Raw genomic sequence first — 16,048 nt, forward strand, 5'->3', positions numbered from 1 at the left:
CTGATTCTGGCGGGTGACCCTGCTCAGGTCCCACTTGTACTGATCGTCAGTCATCGTCACCCACTCATGCCGGACTTGGCGGTGTTGGTGCGCTCGCCACCCGAGGCGTCGTTGATCCTCGAGATCTCCGTCTGAATCTCCCAGAACCGCCGACGCTGATCCTCTTCCACCCCGTCGAAGGTGCCCCGGGCACCCTGCACGGCGATAGCGATCGCCTCGATCTGCAGATGCAGCGTCTTGGACAGGGCGGTGAGCTTGTTGTGGACCGCGTGGTACTCGTCGTACAGGCCGTCCGCCTCGTGGAAGGCGCCTCGCCCACCACTGTGGATCGACCCCGCACTGACCGTCTGCGCGCCCACCCGTTTCGGATTCCCCGCCGAACTCTCAAGATCACTCAGGACCTTGTCCACGCGGTTCACGAAGTCGGTCAACGCTTCGCTGCTCGCCTCCAGGTCCTTCGCCCTGGTAGCCGACACGCCCCCCACCATGTCTGCCGGAAGCACGACGCTCCTCCCCGTTTCCCCGTACATCCATCGGCCGCGGCCAAGCCGCGCCGATCCCATCCACTCACCGTACGATCGCAAACCGAGCCGTACGTGACAACGCGTTTACCACTGTAGTCACCCTGTACAACGGCTCCAACCGTGCTGTGTGTTACCTCAGTTACGCAACCGGCCCGGTCGCCACATTTTGCCCGATTCGCCGGTTCGGATCACACCGGTCACAGGGCCCCAAGTGGCGGTACCCATCCACCGGCGACCCAATCGTGACCACGGTCGACCTCCTCGAACACCTCACACCTCTCGATCTTCATCACATTTCCACGCGCTACGAACCAGGCGCACGGGCAACTCCCGTACGCCGCCTCCCAGATGGCCGTACCCACCGTCCGACCGGCACCGTAACGACCTACGGACCACCCAAGGGGCCATCGGCGCATCCCCCACAACTCACCCCTCCCGCCACCACATCGGAAGATCTTTGCGACTACAAAACCTGAGCCTGACAAACCGATTGCTACGTTGACGCCAACTTTGCCCTGTCGGAAACCTGCTCATCGGGCAAAGCGCAAACCACGGGGCATAACGGAATACAGCGGTAACGGGGAGGTATCCACGCATGGCGTGGGACGAGTGGGAGCAGCTCAAGGCCCAGGCGGCGGAGCGGCACTCGGCGAGGATGGAGTTGAACCAGTTGGCGCCGGACCCGGGCGGGAGCGGCGGCGGGGACCGTGCGCAAGGTGATCTGCGCGTCAACCAGCGGGACTTGGCCGCGGTCGGTGACGCCGCCTACCAGCTCCATCAGGACTTCACCCACTACAGCGGCTACGCCCGCACCGCCTCCGTCACCGCGGCCGGCGGTCTCAAGAAGCAGGGCTTCGCTCTCGGCGCCGCGCTCGACCACGTCGCCGAACGCTGGGCCGAGCAGACCCGCTCGCTCCTGGACGCCACCGCCCACATCTCCAACCACCTCGACTACACCAAGGGCGCGCACGCCGGCGACGAGGTCTACATCGCCGACACCATCAGCAGCATCTCCACCCTCGACGACGGCTTCGACCACCGGAGCGGGCAGAGCGGGAGCGGGCAGAACTGATGGATCTCGACACGCTCCGCTACGGCGACTTCCGCCAGCTCGGCCAGGCGATCACCGACTGGCAGCAGATGACCAAGAAGCTGGCCGACCTCAAGAAGGACGCCGAGGACAACCTCAAGGCCAAGGCGGACAAGGCCGATTGGGCCGGGCTCAACGCCACCGTCACCCGCGAGTTCGTGGACAAGACCGCCACCGAGTTCGGCGACGCGCACACCCAGGCCGACTCCATCGCCAGGATCCTCAGCGACACCCACGGCGAACTCGTCGGCTTTCACGCCCAGTTGAACGACGCCATCGACCGCTGCGGCAAGAAGCACCTCACCGTGATCGACACCGGTGACGGCACCTTCGTCGTCACCCGGAACACCCGCCCCGACTGGGCCTCCGACCCCAGCGGCAAGACCGACACCACCAGCCAGCAGGACATCGACGCGCTCCGCACCGAGATCGAGCACATCCTCGGCAAGGCCACCGAGAGCGACAGCAGCGCGGCCAAGGTCCTCCAGCTCCTCGTCGACCAGGCCGAGTACGGCTTCTCCGACGCGGCGTACACGGACCGCGACTCCGCCGCCAAGGCCGTGGCGGCCGCCGACAAGCTGGCCAAGATCCTCGCCAAGGATCCGGGCGACGTCACCAACACCGAACTCGACGAGCTCAACACCACGCTCGCCCAGTACAAGAACGACCCCCTCTTCGCCGAGAGGTTCGCGACCGACGTGGGACCCAAACGGACCATGGAGTTCTACGCGAGCCTGGTCGACGACGCCCAGTTCGCCGTGAACCCCCGCTCCCGCGAGGGACTTTCGGCCGCACAGAAGGAACGGATGAAGCTCGTCGAGGGCTTCGAGAAACAGTTGGGAATGACCCTGGCCACAGCCAGCCACTCCGACAGCGACTCCATGCAGAGGTGGAAGACCGACGCCATCGACCTGGGCGGGCAGAACGTCCGGCCCAACGGCGAGAACCCCGTCTACGGCTTCCAGGCGATGAGCAACCTGATGCGCAACGGGGAATACCGGACCGACTTCCTCCACGACTACGGCGACCACCTCATCGACTACGAGAAGTCGCACACGTCGGACGAGTACGGCGGGCTCCAGCGTCGTGTCACCCGCAAGGACGTACTTCCCTGGGACCACTCCGGTCAGTGGGAGCAGCTCCACTACGGCGACGCCAACGACGCCGGGCGGGACCCGATGACCGGGTTCATGGAGGCACTGGGCCACAACTCGGACGCCTCGACGCAGTTCTTCAACGAGGGTGACAACTTCGACTATCTGACCGACAAACGCGAGTGGCCCGAGGACTACGCGGGCGAGCACGCGAAAACCGTCGCGGGCTACGACTCACTCGGGCACGCGCTGGAGTCCGCGACGACCGGGTCGCCGTACGACGCCCATCCGCCCGCGCTGCACCGCGACGCGGACACGGCCAGGGTCGCCGAGAAGGTCGTAGCGCTGTACGGGCGGGACGCCGAGTACAAGGGCCACGATCAAGTCGGCCTCAGTGGTGCGCAGTTGATGCACAAGCAGCGGGGTATCTCGGACAGCCTCGGAAAGATCGGGGCCGCGTACATCGACGACATCGACTGGGCCATGGACCACGACGCCGACAAGTCGCTCTACGCCATGGACAACGGGGGCCGCAGCTCGCTCGGTGAGCGCGCGCACTTCGACGCCAAGGGGCTCGGGGTCACCAAGTTCCTCAGCACGCTGGGCCAGGATCCGCTCGCCTACACCGAAGTGGGCCAGGCGCAGCAGGTGTACAGCACCTCGCTGGTCGACGCGCACCAGCCGACGGTCGACGCGCAGGGCCATGTGCACAGTGTCCAGGCCGAGACCGCGGTGCGTACGGGAGCCGAGGTCCAGGGCACGCTCGACAAGTCCCGCGCCGATCAGATCAAGGCTCACGGGCAGGCGATGGACGAGGCGTACAACAAGGCGATCGACGCCCGTATGGACCGCCAGAAGATGGTCGTGGGCGCGGTCACCGGAGGGATGTTCTCACTTGTGCCCGAGGCGGAGACCGGTCTCGCCGCCACGGTGATCCCCATCGTCAGCGATCAGACCAGCGAAGTGACGGGCACACTGATCGAGAAGAACCTGGACGCGTACACCGAAGCGCAGCACAGGGACAACTCCGAGCAGTATCACGCCGAGGGAAACCAAGTCTTCGAGCACGGTTTCAAGGCCTCGATGCAGCCGGCGTACACGGTGCTCGACAGGGCCGACCATGATTCCCGTTGGACCAGCGACACGTATCAGACGCTCAGCAACGCGCTGCGCAGCGCGCACCAGGACGGCTACACCAGCGGAAGCCAGCTCCAAGAAGACGTCGGCCAGCTCCCCTCCTCCGAAGGCTGAACCATGACCTTCTCCCTCTCGAAGTCGGCGCTTTCGACAGCGCTCGCTGTTCTCGCGGTCGCGCTCTGCGGCTGCTCGTCGAAGTCGGCGCCGACGCCTGAACCGAGCTCTTCGAGCAAGGGACAGGCGGCATCGCAGGTGTGCGGCTCCCTGCTGAACGGCGAGCCCGCGTCCGCTCTGGAGAGGCTCACCGGTTCCCAACATTTCACCGAGTCGTCGCTCTCTCTGGACGAGAAGGTCAAGAGCCTCTCCGAGGCGAAGCAGAAACTGCTTGCCGATTCCTCCTTCGAACACCGGGGCAAGGAATTCGATCTCTGTCTACCGGTCGCCACCGACCAGCGCACCGGAGGTCAACTGACCATCTCCGCCCAGTGGGTCGAGGTCGCCGCCGGAGACCACACCTGGAACAGCGCCAACGGCTGGACCGTTTTCGACCTCGCGGGCGACGGCGACAGAGACGCGAGCGCGCCGTACGCGAGCGCCGCGTCCGACACCTCGCACCTCGACTTCCGCTGCCCCGTCGGTCCCGGACGTGCGAAGAACACCGAGCTCTCCGTGGTCATCGGAACGTACAGACTCAACCAGAATCACGACGCCCAGGCCCCAGTGGACCTGACCCGCATCGGCTACGGCGCCGCCGTGAAACTCGCCCGACAGATGAACTGCCTCCAGGAGAGCAAACTCCCCACGTCCTTGGGCGACTTGAAGAAACTCGCCTGAGCCGGCGGCGTCTTCCCTGAAACTTCACACGCCAACAATCACCACATTCCGGACCTGACCAGGACTTTACCCGGATCGGGTTGCTAGCTTGACCGGAGATCAGAGTCCAGCGCGCGGGGGAAGGGTCTGTCCATGGTGTGGGAAGAGTGGGAGCAGCTCAAAGCTCAGGCCGCCGACCGGCAGTCGCCTGCCATGCAGTTGAACCACGTCGACGGTGGCGGCGGGACGTACGGACCCTATGTCCTGCCGAAGGAGTACGGCGATCTCCGAGTCGGGCAGAAAGACCTCGCGAAGATCGGCAGCGCCGCAAACTCCCTCTACAACCAGCTCTGGGACAAGGCCCGCGTCGCCGTACCCAGTAGCGACTCCGCGGCCGGCGACCTCTCGAAGCAGGGGTTCGCGCTCGGCGCCGGACTCCAGCATGTGTCGACCCGCTGGGAGGAGCAGCTCAAGTCCCTGATGGACGCGTGCGCCCAGATCTCCAACCACATGCACACCACGACAAAGCTGCACGCAGGCGACGAGGGCTATATCCAGCGGCAGATGAGCAGCATCGACACGCTGGACGCCGGCTTCGACGAACGGGTCGGCGTGCCGGGCGAGAAGAATCCCGTCCATTCCGGAGACAAGGGCAAGAAGGACGAGAAGGAGTAGCGAGCTTCGGGGCGGACAGCGGTCCGGCCACATCGCCGGTCTCGTATTCGCTCCCCCTCCCTCATCTGTTCTCCCACCCCCTTCAAGGACACGTCCCCATGCAACTCAACGCTCTCCGCGACGCGAATTTCACGCTGCTCGACGACGCCGTATCCGACTGGTCGACGCTCGTCGGGCACCTCGAGGAACTCAAGAAGGACGCCGAGGACGACCTTCACCAGGCCGCCAACAAGGCCGACTGGGCCGGTGTGAACGCCAAGGTGTCCAAGGAGTTCATCGGGAAGACCGCCGGTGAATTCACCGACGCCCACACGCAGGCCAAGTCGATTCACAACATCCTCAGCGACACCCGGGACGAGCTCAAGGGCTACCACGGGCAGTTGGCCGACGCCATCGAGGGCGGCCGGAAGAAGAACCTCACGGTCATCGGCTACGACGGCGGTTTCACGGTCACCACGAATGTTCCCCCCGAGGGCCGTGCCCAGGGGGACAAGGACAACGCGACCGAGATCACCGCGCTCCGGGACCTGATCCAGGGGATTCTGAACAAGGCGACCGAGAGCGACGAGACGGCCAAAACGGTCCTCCAAGCCATCGCGGATCAGAGCGAATTGGGCTTCACGGACGCCAACTATGCCAACCGTGACGATGCTGCGGCGGCCGTGAAGGAAGCCGACGAGCTGGCAGAGCTGGCGAAGAAGAACCCCGACGATCTGACGGTCCAGGACTTCGACCGACTCAACGCGGGGCTCAAGAAGTACGGCGGGGACGAGCTCTTCGCGGAGCGGTTCGCCACGCGGCTCGGGCCGCAGAAGACCCTGGAATTCTGGACCGGGATCACGGACGCCAACCGGGGGAACTACGAACTGGGGCGCGAGCGGCTCGACCAGTTCGACGATCTGCAGCGCAACTTGAGCATGACGCTGGCGCACGCGTCGCAGAGCGATTCGGCGGCGATGGCCGACTGGAAGCGCACGATGATCGACATCGGCGACAAGCCGCTGTACGGCGACCGCGGCGGCCCCATGGGTTTTCAGGTCATGAGCAACCTGATGCGGGCCGGCGACTACGACGACCGGTTCCTCCAGGACTACGGCACCAAGCTCATGGAGACCGAACGCAAGCTCACCGGCAACGGCGCGCACCGCAACGGGTTCTGGCAGCTCATGGGCGGAGACCCATGGCTGAACCGCATCGGCGACGACAGCGGCTCCGACCCGCTCACCGGTTACCTCAAGGGCCTGTCCAACAGCCCTGACGCGGCTACCTCGTTCTTCAACCAGGAGTACGTCTCGAAGGACAACCCGGACAATCCTTTCGAGCGCGACTCGGACGACGAGAACGACTACAAGGGCAAGGTCACGCTGTCCAACTTCCAGTACCTGTTCGAGGAACGCGACTGGCCCCAGGAGACGGACCTCCACGGCGACGACATCCACACCGGCCAGAACAATCTGGCCCTCGCGCTGGAAGCGGCCACCACCGGGCATCCGGCGGGCGAAATGCCCACGGCGGACACTCCGGCCCACAACGCCGATCAGGCAAAGCTGATGGAGCATATCGTCCAGTCGGTCTCCGAGGACCCGTCCCGCCTGAGCAAGAACAGCTATATGTCGGACAGCATGGGGCAGATCGCCGCGGAGTACATGCCTGACATCAATCGCCAGTTGCACGCAGGACAGGACCATGAGACGGCCCTCTTCCCCATCGCGGGAACCGCGGCCGCCCCCGACGAGCGGGATCTGACGAGGTTCCTCTACACGGTCGGCCAGAATCCCGAGGGGTACGCCGCCGTAAATCTGGGCCAGCACAGCTATACGACCCAGTTGATGCAGCATCACTTCGAGCATCCGGACGGCTACGTCCAGGATCCGTCGTTCAGCCAAAGCGAGAACCTCAAGCAGGGGATCGACGGCGCGGCCCGCACCGCGGGCCAGATCGAGGGCATTCTCGGCGCCGGACGCGCCTATGCGGGCGAGTTGGAGGGCGGTGCCAAGGACGCCGAATACAACGCCGCTCTGGAGAACGCGAGCACGTGGGGCGGAACCGCCATCGGTATCGGCGTCGGCATGGCCACAGAGCCGCTCACTGGTCCAGGGGGCGCCATCATCGGCGATCTGGCGGGGACGGCCGCCGACGAGATCATCAGCTCCATCACCGAGGGAGCCATGAAGGACAGTTCCGGAGAAGTGATCTACCGCAACGGTGCGAGCTTCCAGGACACATCCGACTCGACTTACAAGTTGGTCGAAGCGGCGGCCAGGAAGGCGGGCGAGAATACCGGTCACCGCTATCCCCTGATCGAGGCGTCCGTCGCGACCTCCGCGGAAGACGGATTCGACTCGGCAGGCCGGAAGGTCCACCAGTATCTCGACGGAGAGGGAATCCCTCGGCAACTCGACACGGAAGACTGAAAAATTGAATCTCACCCGTTCAAAGACTGTTCTCGCCTGCGCGGTGTTCATCTCGCTGGCGCTCCTCGCAGGCATCGCCTACGCGGTCAAGCTGCCGCCCTTCGAGGAGAAGGTGGGCGACATCCAGGCATCGGATGTGTGCGCAACCTTGGGATCCACGTCCACAAGTGCCGCCGCCCTGAAGCGGATTCTGCCCGAGAAGTCGTCGTACTCGTTCGACAACAGCCTGACGGACCTCCGACTCGATGCCACCGACGACACGTATCAGACGGACTGCACCGTGGACGGGGGCGGTGAACAACTCGCCTGGGCAGGGACCGAGTTGCTGGAGTACGACACCACGGAGGCATGGGCCGAGGAAGTGCTGGGGCAGTACGACTCCGTGTCGTCACTGACACCGTTCACCGCCGGGGACAAGGCGCTCGCCTCGTCAAAGGTCGCGGCGGTCTACCTTCCCTGCACATCGCACGGTGCCGACCGTCACCTCAGCGTGGTCGTCAACCTGAAGAAGAAAGGCACTGCCAGCGACTCGACGCTGCGCGCCGGACTCATCACCCTCGCCAGGAATGCCGCCGGATATGCCCACACCAAGGCGAAATGCGATACGCCGAATAAGATCGGCAAAAGTTCATAGGGGACGCCGAACTAGACCACAATGCAAGGGCTTTCGGGCGGTGGACGACGTCGCGACCGTGGTCGTCTTCGGAGCGGTGCTCCTTGGTCTCCAGCGCCGCGCTGGAACCCGTGCTGCCCCCGGGAAAAGATCGCAACGCAGGCGACCGTCTTCACCCCCCTGCACCGCCAACGGAACTCGGAGAGTGACGCGAAGTGCAGCGCGAGACCTACATCCTGCGGAGTATCTCCCTCGTTGTCGCCGTGGTCGGTGTTGTCACCGCGGCCGGCTGCTCGGCGGACAAGCCGAGTCGGGAGTTCACGGTGCCCAAAGCCCTGTGCGGGGTGTCCGTGCCGGTCGACGCGCTGTCCCGGCTTCTGCCCGCCTCCGGCAAGAAGCTCACCACGGAGGCGGAGGGGTCGACCGACGATGCGCTGCTCTGCACGGTCGACGTCGACGACGTCATGGTGCTGGCCTTGAGCAGGGAGCGCATCGTCGCCGGTGACTCGGCGCGGCACATCCTCTACACCCAACTCCGCGTCACACAGCCGAAGTTCACTGAAGGCACCAGCATCGCGTACGTCGATCACGCCGCTGTGTCACTGCTCAAGTGCCGTGGAGCCGGCGTCGAGGAGGAAGACATCAGCACCCTAGTCAAGGTTCTGAAGCCGGCGCGGCCGAACGAGTCGGCCATGAAAAGCCTGATCTCCGCCTACACGGCGACGGTCAAGAAACAGGGGCCCTGCAAGAAGACCTGAGCGGGTGTCGGGGCTCGCCACGGACACCACGCTTCTCCACGTCCGTCAACCACCCGCCCCGCCCGTAACCCGCCCCCGCCGCCTCCGCGCATCCCGCACCGCCACCGCAGTCCCCCCAAGCCCCGCCACCGCGAGCAGCCCACCGACGACCACGTACGTGCCCAGCCGGGTGTTCCGTTCGTCCGCCGTCTCGCCGAAGTGCAGGGGAGTCACCGACGGAGCCTCGGCCTTGGAGACGCCGCCCTCAGGGGCGGGAGACTCCACGGGGTGTTCGGGGTCCACGTCCGTGAGGGCCTTGACCGGGTCGACCACGCCCCAGCCGACGAGGCGGTCGTGGCCGGAGATGGAGCGTTCCGCGGTCTGTTCGATCTGGGCGACGATCTGGCGGGCCGTCCAGTGCGGGTACTTGGCCTTCAACAGGGCGGCCACGCCCGCGACATAGGGCGCCGAGAAGCTCGTACCGTTGTCGGAGCAGTGGCCGCCGCCCGGGACCGTGGAGATCATGTCGACGCCGGGCGCGGCCACGCCGACGAACTCGCCGGACTGGGAGAAGGAGGCGCGTTCGTTGTTGCGGTCGGAGGCCGCGACGGCGAGGACGCCGTCGTAGGAGGCCGGGTAGGTGACCTTGACGTTGCCGCCGAGGCCGTCGTTGCCGGCCGAGGCTACGACCACTACGCGCTGCGCGAGGGCGTAGTCCACGGCCTGGCGGAGGCGGTCGTCGGGGGCCACGGCGTTGGCTGTGTCCTGGGAGATGTTGATGACGTCGGCGCCCTTGGCCACCGCGTCGCGGATGGCCGTCGCGAGGGTGGCGGCCGTGCCGTCGCCCTCCGCGTCGTTCTGCTTGATCGGGATGATCGTCGCGTCGGGCGCCAGGCCCACGAAGCCGGTGCCCTTGGCGGGGCGGGCCGCGATGATGCCGGCCACCCGGGTGCCGTGGCCGACCGTGTCCGTGGTGCCCTGGCTGTTGCCGCGGTCGATCGTCTCGCCCTTGGTGTTCTTGGGGGGCAGCAGGTTCTCGCCCTTGGACGCGTCGACCGCCGACTTCAGTTGCTTGTTCTTCACGTCGACACCCGTGTCGATCACGGCCACCTTGACGCCCTTGCCGGTGGACTCCGCCCACAACTCGTCGAGATTGACGCGCTGCAGGGCCCAAGGGCGGCCCGTGTAGTCCTTCGACGGGAACGTGCACTGGCCGTCGTCCGCCCACACCGGAGTCACCAGCAACGGCGACATCGACAGGGGTACGGCCACCATCGAGGCCGCCACCGTCACCCTCAACATCCGCGCGATCAGCATCGGTTGAACCCCTCGCCCGTCTCTCTCACGAACCCTGCGGCTGCCGTGCCGCCGCCTCCGACAGGCGGGGGCCCATCGGCAGGAACGTCGACCACTCGGCGGGAACGGGCGTGGGGGTGACCTTCTCGTAGCCGAGGCGGGTCTGCGCGATCTCGGCCTCGCTCAGCTCCTGCTTGCGCTGCGCGGCCGTAGTGCCGATGCCGCTGTCGTCGGTGGCGCTGTCGCTGTTGGACTGAAGGGCGTAGCGCAGGCCGGTGTCGGTGACCAGGAAGACCGGGCCAGCCTTCGCCTCGGTGCCCTTGACCTGGCGGAAGAGCTGGCCGGAACCGGCGGTGACGTACGCGCTGGAGGAGCCGGTGGGCAGCTGCGCCGGGTAGTCGGTGCCGACCCAGGTGGAGAGCGTCGTCCTGTTGTCCGCGCCGACCGAACGCAGCACGTTGCAGACGGTGTTGGGACCGCTGGTGGCGCTGGTGCCGTCGTTGACCGTCTTCGGCTTGTACGTCGGCCAGTTCTTGTCGGCGTCGAAGGTGGTGCTGTCGGCGACCGCGCCGGGGCTGACCTGCTGGGCCTCGCCCGCCTGGCCGACGTCGACGAGGTCCCCGCTGTTGAGCAGGAGCGTGGCGGTGAACTCGGAGATACGGGCCACCTTGCCGGGCAGCACCACGTAGTACTGCATCACCTGGCCGGCGTAGGCCTTGATGACCTCGCCGACCTTGTCGTAGTCCCCCAGGAGGGCGGAGGCGCCGGCCTTCGTGCCCGGGGTGCCGCCGGTGATCTTCGGGATGGAGATCTCGTCGCCCTTGTGGAGGGTGTCGAGCCATTCCTGGGAGACGCGCTGCGGGGCCCGGCCCTGGGTGTCGAGGGCCTTGAGGAGTTCGTTGTCCGAGGGGTCGGCGATCTCGTAGGCGGTGCCTTGGGCGTCGACCACGTACTGCGTCTTGCCGTCCGGGGCGACGACGTACATCAGGTCGCCGCCGGAGAGCCTGCCGGTGCCCTCCGTCTTCGGCCACTCCTTCTTCGCGAGGACGAACGTCGCCTTCTGGATGGCGCGTCCGCCGGCGCTGGGGCGCTCGCACACGGCCCAGCGCTTGGCCGCCTCGGCCTCGCCGGAGGAGGGGAGGCGGTCGGGGGCGTAGGGGATGCCGATGGTGGCGCCGTGCGGGAGCTTGCCGTTGTCGAGGACGTTCTCGTCGACGGTGATGACGCTGGACTTGTTCGGATCCAGGAGGAGTTTCGCGGAGGCCATGTTGAGGACCGGGTGCAGCTGCTTCTGCTTGTTCTTGCCGGTGGTCAGCACCACGTACCGGGTGGTCGACTTGCTCGCGACGATGACGTGCGACTCGACGTCGGCCCACCCCTGGGGAGCCGTCGGCTTGAACATGCCGATCCCGCCGAACACCGCGAGGATCACCACTCCGACGATGACTCCGGGCACCAGTGCGCCCAGTGGTTTCGGCGCGCCTTCTTCCGAGCCCGTCGGGGACGGCTGCAGGAAGGACGCGAGCGTGCGGCGCTTCGCGAAGGTGTAGGCGTTGAGTTCGTCGCGCCGTGATGCCATCTGTGTCCGCTCTCTCCCCGTGCGGAGCCGTGGAGGACCTGTGGAGATGTGTCCACTGCCCCCGATTGCCTCTGATACCTCTGGTGTCAGACCCGCCCCCTACTATGCCTGTTGCGTGGGTGTGCTTGTGTCACGGGTAGGGTGCTCTGGCCCTGAGGGGACGAGAGCGCAGGGAATTTCGGGAGAGTTCGGGGGTTTTGGAGTGATGGCTTCCGCAACGCGGAACCGGTCGCGATCGCAATCGGCGGCCGCCTCGGATCAGGCGAGCGTTTCGGGTCCGTACCGCGGCTCCTTCACGCCTCATCTGAAGTCGCGTTCGGGGCGCGGGGGTTCGTTCACGACCCAGCGGCTGGTGCTGCTGGAGGTCGCGGCGGCGCTCGTGGTCTGCGGCTGGCTCGTCGGTCCGTTCGCGCTCGTGCCCTCGGTCGTCGTCGCCGCGCTCCTGGTGGTCCTCGCCGTCGTACGACGCCGGGGGCGCTCCCTGCCGGAGTGGCTCGGCACCCTGCTCGCGCTGCGGTCCCGGGTGCGGCGGGCCGCGAACACCCCGGTGCCGCCCGGGACGGACGCCGGTCTCGCGCCCGCCGTGGAGTGCGACCCGAGCCTGCGGACGTACAGCTACCACCGCGGTGACGACCGCGACCAGCGGCCGGTCGGGATGGTCGGCGACGGCGACTTCCTCACCGCGGTGCTCCAAGTGGAGTCCGACGCGGGCGCGTTGCGTGCCGAGCGCGGACGCAGACCGCTGCCCGTGGGACTGGTCCGGGACACCCTCGAAGTCGACGGCATCCGCCTCGAATCGGCGCAGATCGTGGTGCACACCCAGCCCGCGCCCGCGCTGCATCTGCCGCAGCAGTCGGTCGTGGTGAGCAACTACGCGCCGCTGCAGGCCCAGACGGGCTCACCCGCCGTCCGTATCACCTGGATCGCGCTGAAGCTCGACCCCGAGCTGTGCCCCGAGGCGGTGGCCGCGCGCGGGGGTGGTCTTGTCGGGGCGCAGAAGTGCCTGGTGCGATCGGCGGAGCATCTGTCGAGCCGGCTGTCCGGTGCCGGGCTGCGGGGCAACGTGCTCACCGAGGAGGAGCTGACGGCCGCGATCGCCACCTCCGCGTGCGCCAACCCGATGGTGACCGCGCAGGCCGGGCGGAGCGAGGCACCGCAGCGGCGGACCGAGGAGTCCAGCCGCAGTTGGCGCTGCGACAACCGCCGGCACACCACCTACTGGGTGCGCCGCTGGCCCCAACTGGGCGAGTCCGGCACCTCGTTGGCCCAGCTCGTGGCCCGACTCACGGCGGTTCCCGCGCTGGCGACGACCTTCAGCCTGACCCTGGCCCGCGGCGAGCAGCAGGACGTGGCCCTCACCGGACACCTCCGGATCACCGGCCGCAGCAACCAGGAACTGACCGACGCCCGGCGCGAGTTGGAGCACGCGGCCCGGCAGTCGCGTACCGGCCTGGCCCGCCTCGACCGCGAACAACTCCCCGGCGTCCTCGCCACGTTGCCCCTCGGAGGTGCCCGCTGATGACCATGACGACCACAGAGCCCGGCACCACCGGCATCGCCTCACGGCTGCGCACCGGGTTCGGACTGCTCGGCCCGCGCCACCCTCGGCACGCACTGCCCGTCGACCAGGTGGAGGCGCTGTCACTGCCCATCGGGGACGACGGCGTGGTGGTCGGCATCGACCCCGATGGCCGGCCCGCCGTGCTCGGGGTCAACCGCCCGACGCCGTACGACATCCTGCTCATCAGCGGCCTGTGGACGGCCCAGGTGCTGGCGCTGCGCGCGGCGGCCACGGGCGCGCGCGTCGCCGTCGAGACGGGACGGCCGCAGGCCTGGATGCAGATGGTGCACGCGATGGGCGGCGGCCAGAACGGCCTCGCGGTGTACGACGTCGGCCGCGTCCCCCCGCAGGGCGCCTCCGCCGGTACGCCCGTGCTGGTGGTGCGGGACTGCGGGATGCGGCCCCCGCGCGGGCGGGTGACGTCGGCGCCCTGGCAGTCCGTGCTGACCCTGCTGCCGTATCTCAGCCCGGTCGCACCGCGGTTGATGCGGCAGGCGCGGCTGGTGGGTGTGCAGCGGGTGTCGCCGGACGAGGCGGCCGAGATCGGGCGCGTGATCGGACTGCCGCGCCCCGACCTGGAGTCACTGCCGACGCTGCCCGAAGGCGTCACCCTGTGGTGCACGGAGCGGGACCGGCAGTACGTGATGACCCAGCCGACGGACGCCGAGGTGGGACTGCTGGGCGTCGCCCGCCGCATGGACTGACGGCGGTCCGATGGCGGACCGGCGGACCGCCAGTGGGGTGGATCCGGCGGATTGAAGTGCCCGAGCTGTCGCGATTGGTCGATTTCCAGGGGGATTTGGTCCACTATCGCCGGTCTCGGTCGTGTGGGTGTGCACGAAGGGGTGGGCGGGCCTGCCGAGTCCACGGTTTTGGTGATTAGGCTGGGACAGGGCACGTCACGAGTATCCGCGCGCGGGTGGTGCGTCGCCCAGGGCCAGGGGCTCAGGGGGACGACCCGGCGCATCGGACGTTCGGATGTCAAGAACGGTCGCCCCAGCACGGCATGAGGGTGCTCGACCACACCAGGAGGAATTGTGAGCAGCGATCGGGACGGGATCCGCGGGGGCTGGGCCACGCCCGGCGATGACCAGCCCGATGACGAGTCCGCCATCGAGATGACGGGCGAGTTCACGATCGACTACGCCCCGCCGGCCTGGTACACGCAGAACTCGTCGGGCACGCCCGCGCAGGCATCGCCGACGCCCGCGCCGCCTACGGCACCTGCTGCGCCGACTCCGGCGAACGGTACGGCCACGCCGCCTCCGCCCTCGTCACCGGTCGGCCTCCCGTTCTCGACACCGGCGTTGCCGAACAACCCCGGCTTCCCGTCCGCCTGGACGGCCGCGGCGCTGGTCTCCGACGAGGACGACGAGGACTCCGAGAACGGCGACCTCGTGAGCGGCGCGACCATGCGGATCTCGGCGGCGGCGCTGAAGCGGGAGATCACGGAGCGGGGTGGGGTAGCGAGCCCCACGCCGGGAGAGGCCGACGCCGAGGCCCCGGTTACTCCGGCTCCGGGTCCGGCTCCCGCCGAGGGTTCTGTGGGGGATGCCGGCAGCGCGGACTCCGGCTCCGGCGAAGGGGAGTCCGAGGGCTCCGAAGGTGAGGTGCCCGATGAGGTGCCTCCGGCCGACGGCGAGTTGACGGAGACCCCTGAGAGCGATGACTCCGCCGAGGTGAGCACTCAGGACGAGGACGGCGCGGACGCCGACTCGGAGAGCGCGGACTCAGCTGAGGCCGAGGCTCCGGCTCAGGCTCAGGCTCAGGACGAGAACGAGAGCGCCGACGGCCCCTCCGCGACCACTGCATCCGCGGGCGAAGAGAGCGACACCGACACCCCGGCCGCGACACCCGAGCCCGACGCCCCGGAACCCGCTGCCGACCCGGCCACCGGTGCCACCGGCGACGTACCGCCCCTCCCGCCCGCCTGGACCCGCCCACCGGCCCCGCAGAGCGGCGTCCCGCCCCTGCCCCCCTCCTACCAGCCCGCCGCCCCGGCCCCGGCCGACCACTGGCCCGCACAGCCGCATCCTCAGCCCCAGGCTGCGGCTCAGCAGCCCCCGGCCGCGAACCCCGCGCCGCCCCAGCCGCCGTCGCCGCCCCAGCAGCAGCCCGCGTTCCAGCAGCCGCAGGCACCCCAGTCATCCCAGACACCCCCGCCCGCACCGGCCGCATGGACCGCCCCCGCTCCACAGGGCCCGGCACCCACGCCCCCGGCCCCGCCGCAGAGCGGTTACGGCTTCCCCCAGCCGCCCGCTCCGCCCGCGCCGCCGACCCCGAACGAACAAGGTGGCTACGGCTTCCCGCAGCCCCCGGCCCAGCAGAACCACCCGGGCACCCCACCCAACCAGCAGGGCAGCTACGGCTTCCCGCCCCCCGCACCGCAGAACCAGCAGGGCGCCCCGCACGCCGGACCCGTCCCCACCCCACCCGACCAACAGGGCGGCGGCTACGGCTTCCCCCAGCCTCCCGCCCAGCAGGACGGCTACGGCTTCCCCCACGCCCCCGCCCC

The 16,048-nt window shown here is 68.1% G+C and carries 13 protein-coding genes; 10 read left to right on the plus strand and 3 right to left on the minus strand.

Annotated elements, in window-relative coordinates; translation table 11 throughout:
- Nucleotides 1–56: 56 nt before the first annotated feature.
- Entirely contained in the window at nucleotides 57–563 is a 507-nt protein-coding gene (locus SSP08S_RS51235; RefSeq protein ID WP_245608137.1) for a DUF2563 family protein, read from the minus strand.
- A 556-nt stretch (nucleotides 564–1,119) separates the two neighbouring features.
- Here SSP08S_RS51235 and SSP08S_RS51240 point away from each other — a divergent pair.
- The 7 genes from SSP08S_RS51240 (at nucleotide 1,120) to SSP08S_RS51270 (ending at nucleotide 9,118) form a co-directional block, all read left to right on the plus strand.
- Nucleotides 1,120–1,596 carry a hypothetical protein gene (locus tag SSP08S_RS51240; protein ID WP_019075429.1) on the plus strand — a complete coding sequence of 159 codons (477 nt, stop codon included), beginning with the start codon at nucleotides 1,120–1,122 and terminating at the stop codon, nucleotides 1,594–1,596.
- Nucleotides 1,596–3,959, plus strand: a complete 2,364-nt coding sequence (locus tag SSP08S_RS57740) for a hypothetical protein (protein ID WP_019075430.1) — start codon at nucleotides 1,596–1,598, stop codon at nucleotides 3,957–3,959. The genes SSP08S_RS51240 and SSP08S_RS57740 overlap by 1 nt, the downstream gene beginning before the upstream one ends.
- A gap of 3 nt (nucleotides 3,960–3,962) precedes the next feature.
- Nucleotides 3,963–4,679, plus strand: a complete 717-nt coding sequence (locus SSP08S_RS51250) for a hypothetical protein (RefSeq protein ID WP_158697345.1) — start codon at nucleotides 3,963–3,965, stop codon at nucleotides 4,677–4,679.
- Nucleotides 4,680–4,811: 132 nt separating this feature from the next.
- On the plus strand, nucleotides 4,812–5,333 hold the full coding sequence (locus tag SSP08S_RS51255) for a hypothetical protein (RefSeq protein ID WP_019075432.1): 522 nt from the start codon (nucleotides 4,812–4,814) through the stop codon (nucleotides 5,331–5,333).
- A gap of 98 nt (nucleotides 5,334–5,431) precedes the next feature.
- A complete protein-coding gene (locus SSP08S_RS51260; RefSeq protein ID WP_019075433.1) occupies nucleotides 5,432–7,747 on the plus strand; it encodes a hypothetical protein in 2,316 nt (771 codons plus the stop codon).
- Nucleotides 7,748–7,751: 4 nt separating this feature from the next.
- Nucleotides 7,752–8,381, plus strand: a complete 630-nt coding sequence (locus tag SSP08S_RS51265) for a hypothetical protein (RefSeq protein ID WP_043260428.1) — start codon at nucleotides 7,752–7,754, stop codon at nucleotides 8,379–8,381.
- A 194-nt stretch (nucleotides 8,382–8,575) separates the two neighbouring features.
- The gene (locus SSP08S_RS51270; protein WP_019075435.1) at nucleotides 8,576–9,118 is read left to right on the plus strand and encodes a hypothetical protein; all 543 of its coding nucleotides are present in this window, start codon (nucleotides 8,576–8,578) and stop codon (nucleotides 9,116–9,118) included.
- A 45-nt stretch (nucleotides 9,119–9,163) separates the two neighbouring features.
- Here the strand turns inward: SSP08S_RS51270 and mycP are convergent, their stop codons facing one another.
- Together mycP and eccB are read right to left on the minus strand one after the other, a co-directional pair.
- A complete protein-coding gene (gene mycP / locus SSP08S_RS51275) occupies nucleotides 9,164–10,414 on the minus strand; it encodes a type VII secretion-associated serine protease mycosin (RefSeq protein WP_019075436.1) in 1,251 nt (416 codons plus the stop codon).
- 25 nt (nucleotides 10,415–10,439) lie between these two features.
- Nucleotides 10,440–11,972: a type VII secretion protein EccB gene (gene eccB, locus SSP08S_RS51280; protein WP_019075437.1), complete on the minus strand. Its 1,533-nt coding sequence runs from the start codon at nucleotides 11,970–11,972 to the stop codon at nucleotides 10,440–10,442.
- Between the two features lie 205 nt (nucleotides 11,973–12,177).
- Here eccB and eccE point away from each other — a divergent pair, with 205 nt between their 5' ends.
- From eccE to SSP08S_RS64370, 3 genes are all read left to right on the plus strand, one after another.
- Nucleotides 12,178–13,491: a type VII secretion protein EccE gene (gene eccE, locus SSP08S_RS51285; RefSeq protein ID WP_078532869.1), complete on the plus strand. Its 1,314-nt coding sequence runs from the start codon at nucleotides 12,178–12,180 to the stop codon at nucleotides 13,489–13,491.
- Nucleotides 13,491–14,237 carry a hypothetical protein gene (locus SSP08S_RS51290; RefSeq protein WP_019075439.1) on the plus strand — a complete coding sequence of 249 codons (747 nt, stop codon included), beginning with the start codon at nucleotides 13,491–13,493 and terminating at the stop codon, nucleotides 14,235–14,237. Before eccE ends, SSP08S_RS51290 begins: the two co-directional genes overlap by 1 nt.
- A gap of 333 nt (nucleotides 14,238–14,570) precedes the next feature.
- The coding region (locus tag SSP08S_RS64370; RefSeq protein WP_019075440.1) for an SCO5717 family growth-regulating ATPase at nucleotides 14,571–16,048 on the plus strand (1,478 nt) is incomplete at its 3' end.

Source organism: Streptomyces hokutonensis (genome assembly GCF_000376565.1).
GTDB lineage: Bacteria > Actinomycetota > Actinomycetes > Streptomycetales > Streptomycetaceae > Streptomyces > Streptomyces hokutonensis.